Below are 14,841 nucleotides of genomic sequence, written 5' to 3'. Positions count from 1 at the left end.
CCTCACCCACGTGTAGATAGCAAGCGCTTCCTATGGACTGCCGCACTGCCCCACTCCGAGGAGAACAGTCATGGCCCAAGCCGCAGCCGTGGCGAAACCGCCCGCGCCACCCCGGCGGCGCCGTGCCTCCGCCACGCCGCGCAGGCTTCCGTACCTGCTGATCGCCCCGGCCGCCCTGCTCATGCTGGGCTTCATCGCCTACCCGGTGCTCAGCGTCTTCTACTACAGCCTGCAGAACTACAACCCCACCAAGCCGTGGCGGAACGGATACGCGGGCTTCGACAACTTCGTCCACGCCTTCACCCAGGACCCCCAGTTCTGGGACACGCTGATCTTCAGCGCCAAGTGGGTCGTCGTCGAGGTCGGGCTGCAACTGCTCTTCGGACTCGCGCTCGCCCTGATCGTCAACCAGACCTTCGTGGGCCGCGGGCTCGGCCGGGCGCTGGTGTTCTCCCCGTGGGCCGTCTCCGGCGTGCTCACCTCCGCGATCTGGGTGCTGCTCTACAACTCCCAGACCGGCATCACCCGCTACCTCGCCGACATGGGCCTCGGCTCCTACGGCACCAGCTGGCTGTCGGACACCTCCACGGTGTTCCCGGCGGCGGTGGTCGCCGACCTGTGGCGCGGGGTGCCGTTCTTCGCCATCCTCATCCTCGCCGACCTCCAGTCCGTCTCGAAGGACCTGTACGAGGCCGCCGAGGTCGACGGGGCGGGCCGGCTCCAGCAGTTCTGGCACATCACCCTGCCCCATCTGAAGGACGCCATCGTCCTGTCCACGCTGCTGCGCGCGGTGTGGGAGTTCAACAACGTCGACCTGCTCTACACCCTCACCGGCGGCGGGCCGGCCGGCGAGACGACCACCCTGCCGCTCTACATCGCCAACACCAGCGTGGACGCCCACAACTTCGGCTACGCGTCCGCCCTGACCACGGTGGCGTTCGTCATCCTGCTCTTCTGCTCGATCGTCTATCTGCGGCTGAGCAAGTTCGGAGGTGAGAAGTGATCACCGAGATCGCACCCGCGCCCGAGCGCGCGGAATCCGAGTCCGCCCGGCCGCCCGGCAGGCGCCGCGCCTGGGACGAGGTCCCGCGCTGGCACATCTACCTGCCGCTGTCCGTGTACCTGCTCTTCACGCTGGTCCCCTTCTACTGGATCCTGCTGTTCGCGCTGCGCCCGGCCGGCTCCACCTCGCTCGTGCCCTGGCCGATGACCTTCGACCACTTCGAGAAGGTGTGGACCGAGCGGAGCTTCGGCCTCTACTTCCAGAACAGCGTCCTCGTCGGCGTCGCGACCCTGGTCCTGACCACGGTCGTCGCCCTGGCCGGCGGCTACGCGCTGGCTCGCTTCGACTTCCGGCTCAAGCGCGGCTTCATGCTGGCCCTGCTCTGCTCCCAGTTCGTGCCCGGTGCGCTGCTGCTCGTCCCGCTCTTCCAGATCTTCGCCGAACTGTCGATGATCAACTCGCTGGGCAGCGTCGTCATCGCCGAGACCGTCTTCCAGCTGCCGCTGTCGATGATCCTGATCAGCGGCTTCATCAAGAACGTGCCGCCGTCCCTGGAGGAGGCCGCCTGGGTGGACGGCTGCAACCGCTTCTCCGCCTTCCGGATCGTGGTCCTGCCGCTGCTGCGTCCCGGGCTGATCGCCGTCGGCTCCTTCGCCTTCGTGCACGCCTGGAACCACTTCCTGTTCGCCCTGATGTTCCTCTCCGACCAGAGCAAGCAGACCATCCCGGTCGGTCTCAACACCCTGATGAGCGCGGACAGCGTCGACCTGGGCGCGCTGGCCGCGGGCGGCATCGTCGCCGCCGTACCCGTGGTGATCGTGTTCGCCTTCATCCAGAAGTGGCTCATCACCGGCTTCAGCGCGGGGGCGGTGAAGGGATGACGGACCCCACCACGCCGCTGCCGGTCGTGCTCGCCGGCGCCCGCGGTCACGGCCGCTGGCACCTGGACAACATCCGCCGCCTCCAGGACCAGGGCCTCGTTCGGCTCGTGGGGATCTGCGAGCTGACCCCGCTGGCCGAGGACGAGATCCCCGACGGCCTCGGCACACCGGCGCAGTCCGCCGACTTCGGCGCCCTGCTGGACGCCACCGGCGCGCGGATCGCGGTGGTCTGCACGCCCATCCCGACCCACACCGACCTGGCGCTCACCGCCGCCGGGCGGGGCGTCCACCTCCTGCTGGAGAAGCCGCCCGCCCCCTCCTACGCGGAGTTCCGCCGCATGGCCGACGGGGTCGCCGAGGCCGGTGTGGCCTGCCAGATCGGCTTCCAGGCGCTGGGCTCGCACGCGCTGCCCGCGATCCGGGAGCTGGTCGCGAAGGGCGCGATCGGGACGGTCACCGGGGTCGGCGCGGCGGGTGCCTGGGCGCGGGACGAGGCCTACTACCGGCGGGCGCCCTGGGCGGGCAGGCGCCGCCTGGACGGCGTCGACGTCGTCGACGGGGTGCTCACCAACCCCCTCGCGCACGCCGTGTCCACCGCGCTCGCCCTGCTCGGCGCCACCCGCGCCGAGGACGTCACCGGCATCGAGACCGAGCTGTGGCGGGCCAACGCCATCGAGGCCGACGACACCTCCTGCGTCCGGGTCACCACCCCGCACGGGCGGGCCGCCGTCGCGGCGACCCTGTGCGCCGAGCGCCCCGACGACCCGTACGTCATGGTGCACGGCGCCAGCGGCCGGATCACCTTCTGGTACAAGCAGGACCGGGTGCTGCTGCAACGGGCCGGCCACGGCCCGGAGGAGTTCGAGCACGGCCGCACCGACCTGCTGGAGAACCTGGTCGACCACCTGACCACCGGAGCCGGACTGCTGGTCCCGCCCGCCTCGACGGGCGCCTTCATGCGGGTCGTCGAGGCGATCCGCACGGCCCCCGACCCCGGCGAGCTGCCGGCCGGCTCCTGGCGGCGGCTGGCCGACGAGGGCCGCCGGGTCGTGCCCGGCGTCGACGGGCTCGTCGCGGCCGCCGCCGACACCCTCTCCCTGTACTCCGAGCTGGACGCCGACTGGGCGTCACCGAAGGAGGTGACCGCGGGATGACGGACTCCCCGGTCCTGCGCGTGGCGGGCCGCCCGGTCGCGCGCTACGTGACCCGGCCCGAGCTGCCCGACCGGCTCTCCCCGCGCCCGTATCTGCACCCCGTCACCACCCTGGCCGGCACGGCGGTCACCGAACTCGGCCCCGCCGACCACCCGCACCACCTCGGCGTCGGTGTCGCCGTTCCCGACGTGGACGGGCACAACTTCTGGGGCGGGCGCACCTTCGTGCGCGACCGGGGGCCGACCGAGCTGGACAACCACGGCGCCCAGCGGCACACCGGCTTTCCCCGGCGCGAGGCCGACCGGTTCGAGGAGGAGCTGCGCTGGGTCGCCGCGGGCCGTGAACTGCTGTGCGAGCGCCGCACCGTGGCGGCCACCGGACTCACCGCCACCGCCTGGGCCCTGGACTTCACCTTCGCCCTCACCAACGCCACCGCGCGGACACTGTCGATCGGCAGCCCCGCCACCAACGGCCGCCCCGGCGCGGCCTACGGCGGCTTCTTCTGGCGGGCCCGCAAGGAGGAGCGGCCCCCGCTCGTCCTCACCGCCGACCGGGACGGCGAGGCGCGGGCCCACGGCACCCGCGCCGACTGGCTGGCGCTCGTCGGCGGCACCTGGACGCTGGTGTTCGCCGGAGCCACCGGCGCCACCCGCGAGGACGCCTGGTTCGTGCGGGCCGCGGAGTACCCGGGGGTGGGCTCGTCGCTGGCGGCCGAGCGGCCGCTGGCGATCGAACCGGGCGGGACCGTCCTGCGCCGCGTCGTCACCGTCGTCGCCGACGGCCGGCTCGGCCGGGACGAGGCCGGGGAGCTGGCCCGCAAGGCGGCCCAGTCGTCTCCCACCCCCGACGAGCTCTGACCCACCCGCAGTCAACAGTCGGGAGCTGCTGTGGCACGTCCCTCGAGCAAGCGCTTACCGGCGAGTCTTCCCGCGTCGCAAGCCTCAAGCGCCGCGCTCCACCTCCTTGTTGGATCCAGAAGAAGAGAGCTGATCAATGAAGATCAACATCCGTAGAAGCAGGCGTGCCGCCGTGGCCGTCGTCCTGGGTTCCGCGCTCGCGCTGACCGCCACCGCGTGCGGTGACGACGGCAGCGGCTCCGGGAAGAGCAAGGGTTCCGAGGGCTCCGGCAAGGGCGAGATCACCTTCTGGGACAACAACGGCGGTGTGCGCACCGACGTCTGGAAGCAGATCATCGCGGACTTCGAGAAGAAGTACCCGGACATCAAGGTCAACTACGTCGGCATCCCGGCCGCGAGCGCCCAGTCCAAGTTCGACACCGCCATCCAGGGCGGCGGACTGCCGGACGTCGGCGGCGTGGGCACCGCGATGCTCGCCGAGATCGCCGCCCAGGGCGCCCTCGAGCCGCTGGACGACCGGCTGGCGAAGAGCGAGCTGAACGGCAAGCTCAGCGAGAACGTGCTCGGCGTCAGCAAGGCGGCGGGCGGTGGCGACACCCTGTACCAGGTGCCGACCTCGGTGAACAACGGCACCCTGTGGTACCGCACCGACCTGTTCGAGAAGGCAGGACTGGACGCGCCGACCACCTGGGGCAAGTTCTACGAGGCCGCGGACAAGCTCACGAACAAGGGCAAGAACGCGTTCGGCTTCACCATCCGCGGCGGCGAGGGCTCCATCGCGCCCGCCCTGGACGCGGTGTACGGGCAGACCGGCATCACCTCGTTCTGGAACGGCGACAAGACCACCGTCAACGACCCGAAGAACGTGGCGGCGCTGGAGAAGTACGTCGCGCTGTACAAGAAGGACACCCCGTCCGCCGACGTCAACAACGACTTCACCAAGATGGTCGCCCAGTGGGACAGCGGCACCATCGGCATGCTGAGCCACAACCTGGGCTCGTACCAGGACCACCTGAAGGCGCTGGGCAAGGACAAGTTCCGCGGCATCCCGAACCCCACGCTGGACGACGGCACCCGGGTGCAGGTGTCCAACCCGGTCGACGGTCTCGGCCTGTTCAAGGCGAGCAAGAACAAGGCGGCCGCCTGGAAGTTCATGGAGTTCGCCGCCTCGGCCGCGGAGAACTCCAAGTTCAACGAGTCCGCCGGGCAGGTGCCCACCAACGTCGACGCCGCCCAGGACGACTGGATCCAGCAGGCCGAGCCGACGAAGCTGGCGGCCGAGGCGCTGAACGGGGCCGACACGAAGATCGTGCAGCTGCCGTACTACCTGCCCGACTGGAACACCATCTCCAAGGCCGACAACGAGGCGAACTTCCAGAAGGTGCTGCTCGGCAGGATGAGCGCCAAGCAGTTCCTGGACACGCTGGCCGACCAGCTGAACACCGCGCAGGCCGAGTGGAAGCAGAACCAGGGCTGACGCCGGTCGACGAAGGCGGACGGTCCCGGGACCCCAGGTCGCCTGTCCGGGCCACGGGCCGTCCGTGGCCGGGCGCGCGGTTCCCCGCGCCCGCGCCCTTTCCCGCCCACCACCTGTTGAAAGGAAGACCCGCACCGTGCGTATCCAGAAGTGTCATGAGCGTGTCATCACGGCCGCCGTCGGCTGCACCGCCCTGGTGCTCGCCGTCACCGGCACCGCCTCCGCGACCCCCGGGCCCCACACCCCCGACACCGCCCGCCAGGTGCTCGCCGCCAAGGACGGCTGGGGCTCCTACGGCACCGGCACCACCGGCGGCGCGAACGCCGACGCCGCGCACGTCTACACCGTCACCACCTGGGACGACTTCAAGGCGGCGCTCGCCGCCGGCGGCAGCGCGCCGAAGATCATCAAGGTCAAGGGCACGATCGACGCCGACGGTCCGAGCTGCTCCGCCTTCGAGGTGCCCGGCTACGACTTCGACACCTACCTGAAGGCCTACGCGCCCCAGACCTGGGGCCGCGACCGGAACCTCGACGGCGAGCCCGACGACAGCCCCGAGGGGCTGCGCCGCGCCTCCGCCGCCCTCCAGGACAAGTACATCAAGGCGAACATCCCCGCCAACACCACCATCGTCGGCGTCGGCAAGGACGCGGGCTTCAAGGGCGCCAGCCTCCAGATCAAGAACGTGGACAACGTCATCGTCCGCAACCTCACCCTGGAGAGCCCGCTGGACTGCTTCCCGCAGTGGGACCCCACCGACACCGCCGACGGCAACTGGAACTCCGAGTACGACAGCGCGGTGATCACCGGCTCCACCCATGTGTGGATGGACCACAACACCTTCACCGACGGCGAGCACCCCAACAGCACCCTGCCGTACTACTACGGCCGGATCTTCGAGCAGCACGACGGTGAGCTGGACATCGTCAAGGGCGCCGACCACGTGACGGTCTCCTGGAACGTCTTCGAGGACCACGACAAGACCATCCTCATCGGCAACAGCGACAGCGCGTCCACCGCCGAGATCGACCGCGGCCACCTGAAGGTGACCCTGCACCACAACCTGTTCAGGAACCTCGTCGAGCGGGCCCCGCGCGTCCGCTTCGGTCAGGTGGACTCCTACAACAACCACTACGTGGCCAACGCCGGCTACGGCTACAGCCTCGGTGTCGGTATGGAGTCCCAACTCGTCGCCGAGCACAACGCGTTCACGCTGGCGCGCGGGGTCGACGCGGGCCTGATCCTCAAGAAGTGGAAGGACTCGCCGGTCAGTGAGTCCCACAACTACGTGAACGGCAAGCTCACCGACCTGATCGCCGTGCACAACGCCCAGGTCCCCGACGAGACCCTCCAGCGGGGCGGGGACTGGACCCCGACCCTGCGCACCCGGATCGACAACCCGAGGGCACTGCCGGGGATCGTCGACCACCAGGCGGGAGCCGGCCGTCTGCACTGACGACCCCTCGGTGCGGGCCGGGGCGCACCGCCGCCCCGGCCCGTCGGCCCGCCCGCCTCGCCGCGCCCCGCGGACTCCCCGCTCCCGGGGGGACGGCCACGTGACGTGGAGGTGGACACCATGGCGCGGCGATGACAGCTTCGGATGGTGCAAGTGAACAGTGAACGGCGAGAGATATCAATCGGGCAACAGACCTCGCAAACCGGGGATTGACGCGCGTAGAAAGCTCTCATGCGCAAATCACTCCGCATCGCGGCCGTTGCCGCCGCATGTGCCCTCACCGGTTCCGTCTTCTACGGCGCCAGCATGGCCACCGCCGACCCGTCCAAGGACAAGGCCACCCCGGAGCCCTACAACATCGGGCTCCTGGTCAACGACATCGACGCCTACTACGGCACCAAGCTGGACAGCAACGGTGTCTACCAGGCCTCTTCGGACAGCCCCTACGCCAAGGACCTGGCGAGCATCGACACCCAGGTCAAGAAGGCGATCGACAAGGCCGCCAAGCAGACCGGCAAGAAGAACCAGCCGAAGCCTGCCATCATGTTCGACATCGACGACACCCTGCTTCTCAGCCTGGACTACGAGAAGCGTTACAACTACACCTACAACTCGGCCAGCTGGAACGACTACGTGATGCGGGCCGACCGCCCGGCCGTTCCCGGCACCCCCGACCTCGTGCAGTACGCCAAGCAGAAGGGCGTCGAGGTCTTCTACAACTCGGGCCTGAACGAGGCGCAGCGCTCCGCCGCCGTGGAGAACCTGAAGAAGGTCGGCGCCGACGTGAACCTCGACTCCGCCCACATGTTCCTCAAGGACGCGGCCAACCCGCCGTCGTACCTGAAGGACTGCGCCACCCCGGGCACCTGGACCTGCACCACCGTCCAGTACAAGGGCGGCACCCGCAAGCACATCGAGGACCTCGGGTACAACATCGTCGCCAACATCGGCGACCAGTACTCGGACCTCGACGGCGGCCACGCCGAGCAGACGTTCAAGCTGCCCAACCCGACGTACTTCGTCGGCTAGTCACCCGCCCGTACCCCGCCCGAACCACGAGCCGGGCGGGGCACGGCCGGCTCCCGAGCACGACGGCGCGCGGCGCCCGGCAGGCCGCGCCGCGACTCCCGCGGGGTCAGCCCCGCAGCGTCAGCACCACCTCGTCGATCTCCTCGCCCCGCGCCTCGGCGAACCCCCGGGCCCGCGCGGACTCCCGGAAGCCGCACTTGGCGAGCACCCGCAGCGAGCCGGTGTTGTCCGCCGCCGCCCGCGCGTACAGCGGGCGTTCCGGGACCTCGGCCAGCAGCGCGCGCAGCGCGGCCGTGGCCACACCCCGGCCCCAGTAGGCGCGGTCCACCCAGTAGGTGACCTCACGCTCGCCCGGCTCGCCGTAGACGGCGGCGCTGCCCACCACGTCACCGTCCAGCAGGACGGCGCGCAGCACGACGGACGAGGCGCGCATCCGGCGCCAGTGCGCCGCGAACGCCTCGTGGTCGGCCGGGTCCTTCGGGGTGAAGGCGGCCATCCGCAGCGCCTCCGGGTCGTTCAGCTGCCGGAAGAACACCGGCAGATCACTGTCGTGGACCTCGCGCAGCACGACCTCCATGTCTCACAGCCTCCGGGTGGCGAGCGTCAGTCGGTCACGGGCGTCGAGGAGAGCATCCTTCACCATCTGCTCGTGCGCCGGCGTCAGGCGCGCCACCGGGACCGAGCAGCTCACCGCGTCCCGGGCCGGGGTGCGGTACGGGATCGCCACACCGAAGCAGCGCAGGCCCACCGTGTTCTCCTCGCGGTCGACGGCGTACCCCCGCTCGCGGATCTGGTGCAGTTCCTCGATGAGCAGCTCGCGGTCGGTGATGGTGTGCTCGGTCAGAGCGGGCAGCGTCTCGGGGAGCATCGTGCGCACCTGCTCGTTCGGGTACGTGCTCAGCAGCGCCTTGCCCAGCGAGGTGGAGTGGGCGGGCAGGCGGCGGCCGACCCGGGTGAACGGGCGCAGGTAGTGCTGCGACTGGCGGGTGGCCAGGTAGACGACGTTCGTGCCGTCCAGCCGGGCGAGGTGGATCGTCTCGGTGGTGTCGTCGGACAGCCGGTCCAGCGTGGGACGGGCCGCCGCGATCACCTCGTCGCCGTCGATGTAGGAGGTGCCGACGAGCAGCGCCCGCACCCCGATGCCGTAGCGCGTGCCGGTGGCGTCGGTCTCCACCCAGCCCAGTTCGACGAGCGTGCGAAGCAGCATGTACAGGCTGGACTTGGGGTAGCCGACGGCCTCCTGGACCGCGGCCAGCGAGTGCATACCGGGCCTGCCGGCGAAGAACTCGAGCAACTCCACAGTCCGTACGGCGGACTTGACCTGCGCCCCGCCGCCCGCGTCGCCTGCCGACATCGCCCTGGACCCCTTCGTTCGACGAGAAGCTGGAGATATAGTCTCCGACAGTGTATTCATCATCAGAGACGGCGTTCAGTATATAGAACGCCCTGGTGGTGACCCGAATGCGGCCGACCGTAGGGACCGGCCGCGTACTGCGGCAAGACATGTGGAGGGATCCGCGGTGGCAGCACCAGTCTGGAGTGTCGACCCCCGTACCGGGAAGCAGCGGGAACAGGTCGCGGTGGAGGCCACGACACAGGAGGTGGACGCCGTCGTGCGGGCCGCGCACGAGGCGCGCGGGGCACTCGCCGACCGCGCCGTCCGCGCGGCCTTCCTGCGCTCCGCCGCCGACCGGCTCGAAGGGGCCCGGGACCGGCTCGTCGAGGCCGCCGACGCCGAGACCGCGCTCGGACCGGTCCGGCTCACCGGCGAACTGGCCCGCACCTGCTACCAGTTGCGGGCCTTCGCGGACATCGTCGACGAGGGCGCCTTCCTCGACGTGATCATCAACCACCCCGACCCGACCGCGGCCCCGCCGATCCCGGACCTGCGCCGCTACAAGGTGCCGCTCGGGGTCGTCGCCGTCTACTCCGCCTCCAACTTCCCCTTCGCCTTCTCGGTCGCGGGCGGCGACACCGCGAGCGCGCTCGCCGCGGGCTGCCCCGTCGTCGTCAAGGCCCACCCCGACCACCCCGCCCTGTCCGAACTGGTCGCCAGGGTGCTGCGCGGGGCGGCCGCCCTCCACGGCGTCCCGGAGGCCGTGATCGGTCTCCTCCACGGCTTCGAGGCGGGCGTCGAACTCGTCGGGCACCCGCTGGTCGCCGCCGCCGGCTTCACCGGTTCCGTGCGCGGCGGCCGGGCCCTGTTCGACGCGGCGGCAGCGCGGCCGGCGCCGATCCCGTTCCACGGCGAACTGGGCTCGCTCAACCCGGTCCTCGTCACCGAGGCGGCGGCCGCCGAGCGGGCCGAGGACATCGGGGCCGGGCTCGCCGGTTCGATGACGATGGGCGTCGGGCAGTTCTGCGTGAAGCCCGGACTGGTCCTCGTGCCGTCCGGAGCCGCCGGCGACGGCCTGGTCAAGTCGCTCACCGACGCCGTCAGCGACACCGACCCGGGCGTCCTGCTCGACCACCGGATGCGCGACAACTTCCTCACCGGCATCACCGAGCGCTCCGCACTGCCCGGCGTCGAGTCGCCGGTCACCCCGGGCGCGGGCGGCGAACACACGGTCAGCGCGGGCTTCCTGACCGTCCCGGCCGGAAAGCTCGCCGAGGACGGGGAGCACGACCTGCTCCTGGAGGAGTGCTTCGGGCCGGTCACCGTGGTGGCCCGCTACGAGGACGAGACCGAGGTCGAGGCCGTCCTCGCCCGGCTGCCCGGCAACCTCAGCGCGACCGTGCACCTGTCCGCCGAGGAGGCGGCCGGCGAGGGGAGCGGCGCCGAACTGCTCGCCCGGCTGACCCCGCTCGCCGGACGCGTGGTCGTCAACGCCTGGCCGACCGGTGTCGCGGTGGCCCCCGCCCAGCACCACGGCGGCCCCTACCCCGCGACGACCTCGACGTCCACCTCCGTGGGCGGTACGGCGATCGAGCGGTGGATGCGCCCGGTGGCGTACCAGAACGCCCCGGAGGCGCTGCTGCCGCCGGAGTTGCGCGACGACAACCCGCTCGGGCTGCCGCGCCGCTTCGACGGCCGACTGGAGCGCTGACCCCGCACCCGTACGGAACCGGATCGCCGGGCCTCCGCGTCCTCCCTCGCATGATCGACAGCAATGCGCGTGGACGCCTGGTGATCCGTACGGCCGTGCCCGCCGAGGCGGAGGCCGTCGCCGGCCTGATGGTGCGGGCCCGGTCCACCTACTACCCGGACGGCATGCCGGACGCCGACGCCGACTGGACCGCCCGATGGCGCCAGGCCATCGAGCACCCCGACGGCCACGTGCTGTGCGCCGTCGACCAGGGCCGCATCGTCGGCATCGCCTCCTTCCGCACCCCACCGGACGGTCCCGCGGACACGGTCATGCTGTTCCAGTTCCACGTCGACCCCGACCGCTGGCGTGCGGGCATAGGCACGGCCCTGCACGCGGCCTGCGTCGAGCAGTGGCGCGCCGACGGCAGACGGAGCGCCGTCCTGGAGGTGCACACCGACAACGAGCGGGCGCAGCGCTTCTACGCCCGGCTGGGCTGGGTCCCGGATCCGCAGCTGCCGACCGACGAGGACGCGCACCATGTGTCGCTGCGCCATGCGGTGACGACCGGGGAATGAAACCCGCTGCTTGAACGTTCACGGACCCGGCGGAGGGCGTCCACCTCCGCTTCCGTACGAGCGGGAGAGAGCCGAGAGCATGCGCGTCGAGATCTGGTCGGACATCGCCTGTCCCTGGTGCTACGTCGGGAAGGCGCGCTTCGAGAAGGCGCTCGCGGCCTTCCCGCACCGGGAGCGGGTCGAGGTGGTGCACCGGTCGTTCGAGCTGGATCCGGGCCGGGCCAAGGACGACGTCCAGCCGGTGATCACCATGCTCACCAAGAAGTACGGGATGAGCGAGGCGCAGGCGCACGACGGCGAGGAGAACCTGGGGCGGCAGGCCGCCGCCGAGGGGCTCGCGTACCGCACCCGGGGCCGGGACCACGGCAGCACCTTCGACATGCACCGTCTGCTGCACCTCGCCAAGGAGCACGGCCGGCAGAGCGAGCTGCTGGACGCCCTGTACCGCGCGAACTTCGCCGAGGAGCGGTCCGTCTACACCGCGGGCGACGAGCGCCTGGTGGAACTGGCCGTCGCCGCCGGACTCGACGCCGACGCCGCCCGCAAGGTGCTCGCCGACCCCGACGCCTACGCCGCCGAGGTCCGCGCCGACGAGCGGGAGGCCGCGCAACTCGGCGCCTCCGGAGTGCCGTTCTTCGTGCTCGACCGGAAGTACGGCGTCTCCGGCGCCCAGCCCGCCGAGGTCTTCACCCAGGCCCTCACCCAGGCATGGGGTGAGCGCTCGCCGCTGACCCTCCTCCAGGGCGGCGAGGCGGACGGGGACGCCTGCGGCCCGGACGGATGCGCGGTGCCGCAGAACTGAGCGGCGGGCGGCGAGGCGCAGGTCAGGGCGCATGCATAAGGGAACTTTGGGAGTACCGCGCAAAAATTCGCAATGGACTGCGCCCACGCCGGGCCGCACAGTGGTCCCATGGACACCTTCGAGACCCTCGTCCGCACCGAGTTCGCCCCGAAGAACACCTACCTGAACACCGCGAGCACCGGTCTGCCGCCCGCCCGTACGGTGGACGCCCTGCGCACCGCCGTGGCGGCGGCCGCCGACGGGCAGCCGACCGACATGTTCGCCGACGTCGAGGCCACCCGCGCCTCCTTCGCCCGGCTGGTGGGAGTCCCGGACCGCCGTGTGGCGGCCGGCGCCTCGGTCGCCGTTTACAGCGGGCTGATCGCCGCCGCACTGCCCGAGGGCGCCGAAGTCCTCACCGCCGAGGGTGACTTCAGCTCCCTGGTGAACCCCTTCCACGTCCGCCGCGACCTGAAGGTGCGCAGTGTCCCGCTGGAGCAGGTCGCGGAGGCCGTACGGCCCGGCACGGCGCTGGTCGCGGTGAGCGCCGCGCAGTCGGCCGACGGCCGGCTCGCCGACCTGCCCGCGATCCGCGCGGCCGCGCGGGAGCACGGCGCGCGTACCTACGTCGACGCCTCCCAGGCCGCCGGCTGGCTGGACCTCGACGCGGACGCCCACGACTACGTCTCCGCGGTCGCCTTCAAGTGGCTCCTGTGCCCGCGGGGCGTGGCCTTCCTGGTCGTCCCCGACGACCTCGGCGGGCTGAACCCGCTGTTCGCGGGCTGGGTGGCGGGGGAGCGGCCCTGGGACAGCTGCTACGGCCCCGTCGAGGAACTCGCCCACTCCGCACGGCGGTTCGACGAGAGCCCCGCGCTCTTCTCCTACACGGGTGCCCGCCGCTCGCTCGAACTCCTCGAGGAACTCGGCGTGTCCGCCGTACGCGCCCACGACCTCGCCCTCGCCGACCGCTTCCGCGCCGGACTGCGCTCCCTCGGCCACGAACCGGTCCCGGCACCCGGCTCCCCGATTGTCTCCATGCCCGGACTCGGCGTTCATCAGGGCGAGTTGAGTGCCAAGGGCATCGAGGTCTCCCAGCGCGCCGGCAATCTGCGAGCCGCCTTCCACCTCTACAACACGCCCGCCGACGTCGACCGCCTGCTGGACGCGCTGGCTGGCTGAGGCCGTGACCCGGACACGGGCCGGGGCCTCCCGTCCCACACGAGGAGGCCCCGGCCCGCATCACTCCGGGTCACCGCACCGGGGTGAGCTCTCACCCCACCGGCGTGAAATCCCGAGCCCCGATGAACTCCGGACGCCGTACCGGTGCCGCGAACGGCTCCACCGCCGTGTTCTCCACGCTGTTGAACACGATGAACACGTTGCTGCGCGGGAACGGCGTGATGTTGTCGCCGGAGCCGTGCATGGCGTTGCAGTCGAACCAGGTCGCCGAGCCGGGCCTGCCCGTGAACAGCTTGATGCCGTACTGCCCGGCCAGAGCGGTCAGCGCCTCGTCGGACGGTGTGCCCGCGTCCTGCATCTGAAGCGACTTCTTGTAGTTGTCCTTCGGCGTGGCCCCCGCACAGCCGAGGAACGTGCGGTGCGACCCCGGCATGATCATGAGGCCGCCGTTGGTGTCGTGGTTCTCGGTCAGCGCGATCGAGACGGACACCGCCCGCATGTTCGGCAGGCCGTCCTCGGCGTGCCAGGTCTCGAAGTCCGAGTGCCAGTAGAAGCCGCCGGCCCCGAAGCCCGGCTTCACGTTGATCCGCGACTGGTGGACGTACACGTCCGAGCCGAGGATCTGCCGGGCCCGCCCGACGACGCGCTCGTCGCGCACCAGCCCGGCGAACACCTCACTGATCCGGTGCACCTCGAAGACCGAGCGGATCTCCTTCGACTTCGGCTCCACGACGGAGCGTTCGTCGGCCCGGATCGCCGGATCGCCCACCAGCCGCTCCAGCTCCCGCCGGTAGACGGCGACCTCGTCCTCGGCGATCAGCTGGTCGACGGCGAGGAAGCCGTCGCGCTCGAACGACTCGAGGCCGGCGGAGCCGATCGGTCCCGGTGTGTCGGGGGAGCCCCAGAGGACCGGGTCCTGGCGGGGAGTGGTCACTTCGGTGGCGCCGCGGGTGGGGTACAGGTCGGTGACGTCGGTCATGGGGTGCTCACACCTCCTCGGGCTCGGTGAGCAAGGGGTAGACGCCGTTCTCGTCGTGGTCCTCCCGCCCGGTGACGGGCGGGTTGAACACGCAGACGCAGCGGAAGTCCTCCTTGACGCGGAGCGTGTGCCGCTCGTGGCCGTCGAGGAGGTACATGGTCCCGGGCGTGATCGTGTAGGTCTTCCCGGTCTCACGGTCGGTCAGCTCGGCCTCGCCCTCGACGCAGACGACGGCCTCGATGTGGTTCGCGTACCACATCGACGTCTCCGTGCCCGCGTACAGGATCGTCTCGTGCACGGAGAAGCCGACCTTCTCCTTGGCGAGGACGATGCGCTTGCTCTCCCAGGTGCCGGACGCGGCCTTCACGTGCCGGTCGGTGCCTTCGATGTCCTTGAACGAACGGACGATCACGGTGGTGCGTGCCTCCTTGTGTCGTTGGC

At 70.9% G+C, this 14,841-nt stretch carries 15 protein-coding genes; 11 read left to right on the top strand and 4 right to left on the bottom strand.

The features are described 5' to 3' along the window. Positions 1-70 precede the first annotated feature (70 nt). The 7 genes from ACTYVM_RS00465 (at position 71) to ACTYVM_RS00435 (ending at position 7,857) form a co-directional block, all read left to right on the top strand. Complete coding sequence (locus ACTYVM_RS00465) at positions 71-1,003, top strand: carbohydrate ABC transporter permease (protein WP_445523962.1); 933 nt, start codon at positions 71-73, stop codon at positions 1,001-1,003. Then, positions 1,000-1,884, top strand: a complete 885-nt coding sequence (locus ACTYVM_RS00460; protein WP_445523961.1) for a carbohydrate ABC transporter permease — start codon at positions 1,000-1,002, stop codon at positions 1,882-1,884. Before ACTYVM_RS00465 ends, ACTYVM_RS00460 begins: the two co-directional genes overlap by 4 nt. Beyond that, positions 1,881-3,038, top strand: coding sequence for a Gfo/Idh/MocA family protein (locus ACTYVM_RS00455; protein ID WP_445523960.1), 1,158 nt, complete (start codon positions 1,881-1,883; stop codon positions 3,036-3,038). The genes ACTYVM_RS00460 and ACTYVM_RS00455 overlap by 4 nt, the downstream gene beginning before the upstream one ends. Further along, positions 3,035-3,895 carry a DUF6807 domain-containing protein gene (locus ACTYVM_RS00450; protein WP_445523959.1) on the top strand — a complete coding sequence of 287 codons (861 nt, stop codon included), beginning with the start codon at positions 3,035-3,037 and terminating at the stop codon, positions 3,893-3,895. The genes ACTYVM_RS00455 and ACTYVM_RS00450 overlap by 4 nt, the downstream gene beginning before the upstream one ends. A 136-nt stretch (positions 3,896-4,031) precedes the next feature. Beyond that, entirely contained in the window at positions 4,032-5,372 is a 1,341-nt protein-coding gene (locus ACTYVM_RS00445) for an ABC transporter substrate-binding protein (RefSeq protein WP_445523958.1), read from the top strand. A 136-nt stretch (positions 5,373-5,508) separates the two neighbouring features. After that, positions 5,509-6,828, top strand: coding sequence for a pectate lyase family protein (locus ACTYVM_RS00440; RefSeq protein ID WP_445523957.1), 1,320 nt, complete (start codon positions 5,509-5,511; stop codon positions 6,826-6,828). Positions 6,829-7,059: 231 nt separating this feature from the next. Then, on the top strand, positions 7,060-7,857 hold the full coding sequence (locus ACTYVM_RS00435) for an HAD family acid phosphatase (RefSeq protein WP_445523956.1): 798 nt from the start codon (positions 7,060-7,062) through the stop codon (positions 7,855-7,857). A 106-nt stretch (positions 7,858-7,963) separates the two neighbouring features. On the opposite strand, the gene ACTYVM_RS00430 is transcribed toward ACTYVM_RS00435, so the two are convergent. Further along, complete coding sequence (locus ACTYVM_RS00430) at positions 7,964-8,434, bottom strand: GNAT family N-acetyltransferase (RefSeq protein WP_445523955.1); 471 nt, start codon at positions 8,432-8,434, stop codon at positions 7,964-7,966. 3 nt (positions 8,435-8,437) lie between these two features. Then, positions 8,438-9,211 (bottom strand): IclR family transcriptional regulator, encoded by a 774-nt coding sequence (locus tag ACTYVM_RS00425; protein WP_445523954.1) that lies wholly within the window; start codon positions 9,209-9,211, stop codon positions 8,438-8,440. A gap of 166 nt (positions 9,212-9,377) precedes the next feature. On the opposite strand from ACTYVM_RS00425, the gene ACTYVM_RS00420 reads away from it, so the two are divergent. The 4 genes from ACTYVM_RS00420 (at position 9,378) to ACTYVM_RS00405 (ending at position 13,421) form a co-directional block, all read left to right on the top strand. Next, complete coding sequence (locus ACTYVM_RS00420) at positions 9,378-10,904, top strand: aldehyde dehydrogenase (NADP(+)) (protein WP_445523953.1); 1,527 nt, start codon at positions 9,378-9,380, stop codon at positions 10,902-10,904. 50 nt (positions 10,905-10,954) lie between these two features. After that, positions 10,955-11,461 carry a GNAT family N-acetyltransferase gene (locus ACTYVM_RS00415; protein ID WP_445523952.1) on the top strand — a complete coding sequence of 169 codons (507 nt, stop codon included), beginning with the start codon at positions 10,955-10,957 and terminating at the stop codon, positions 11,459-11,461. A 79-nt stretch (positions 11,462-11,540) separates the two neighbouring features. Then, positions 11,541-12,263: a DsbA family oxidoreductase gene (locus ACTYVM_RS00410; protein ID WP_445523951.1), complete on the top strand. Its 723-nt coding sequence runs from the start codon at positions 11,541-11,543 to the stop codon at positions 12,261-12,263. 108 nt (positions 12,264-12,371) lie between these two features. After that, positions 12,372-13,421, top strand: coding sequence for an aminotransferase class V-fold PLP-dependent enzyme (locus ACTYVM_RS00405; RefSeq protein WP_445523950.1), 1,050 nt, complete (start codon positions 12,372-12,374; stop codon positions 13,419-13,421). 91 nt (positions 13,422-13,512) lie between these two features. Here ACTYVM_RS00405 and thpD read toward each other — a convergent pair whose 3' ends face one another. Both thpD and ACTYVM_RS00395 read right to left on the bottom strand, forming a co-directional pair. Continuing rightward, a complete protein-coding gene (thpD, locus tag ACTYVM_RS00400) occupies positions 13,513-14,400 on the bottom strand; it encodes an ectoine hydroxylase (protein WP_445523949.1) in 888 nt (295 codons plus the stop codon). A 7-nt stretch (positions 14,401-14,407) separates the two neighbouring features. After that, complete coding sequence (locus ACTYVM_RS00395) at positions 14,408-14,812, bottom strand: ectoine synthase (protein ID WP_141362143.1); 405 nt, start codon at positions 14,810-14,812, stop codon at positions 14,408-14,410. Between the last annotated feature and the right edge of the window lie 29 nt (positions 14,813-14,841).

Source organism: Streptomyces cyslabdanicus, assembly GCF_052663305.1.
Note: the sequence above shows the minus strand (reverse complement) of the source record. Positions and strands in the feature narration are given on the sequence as shown.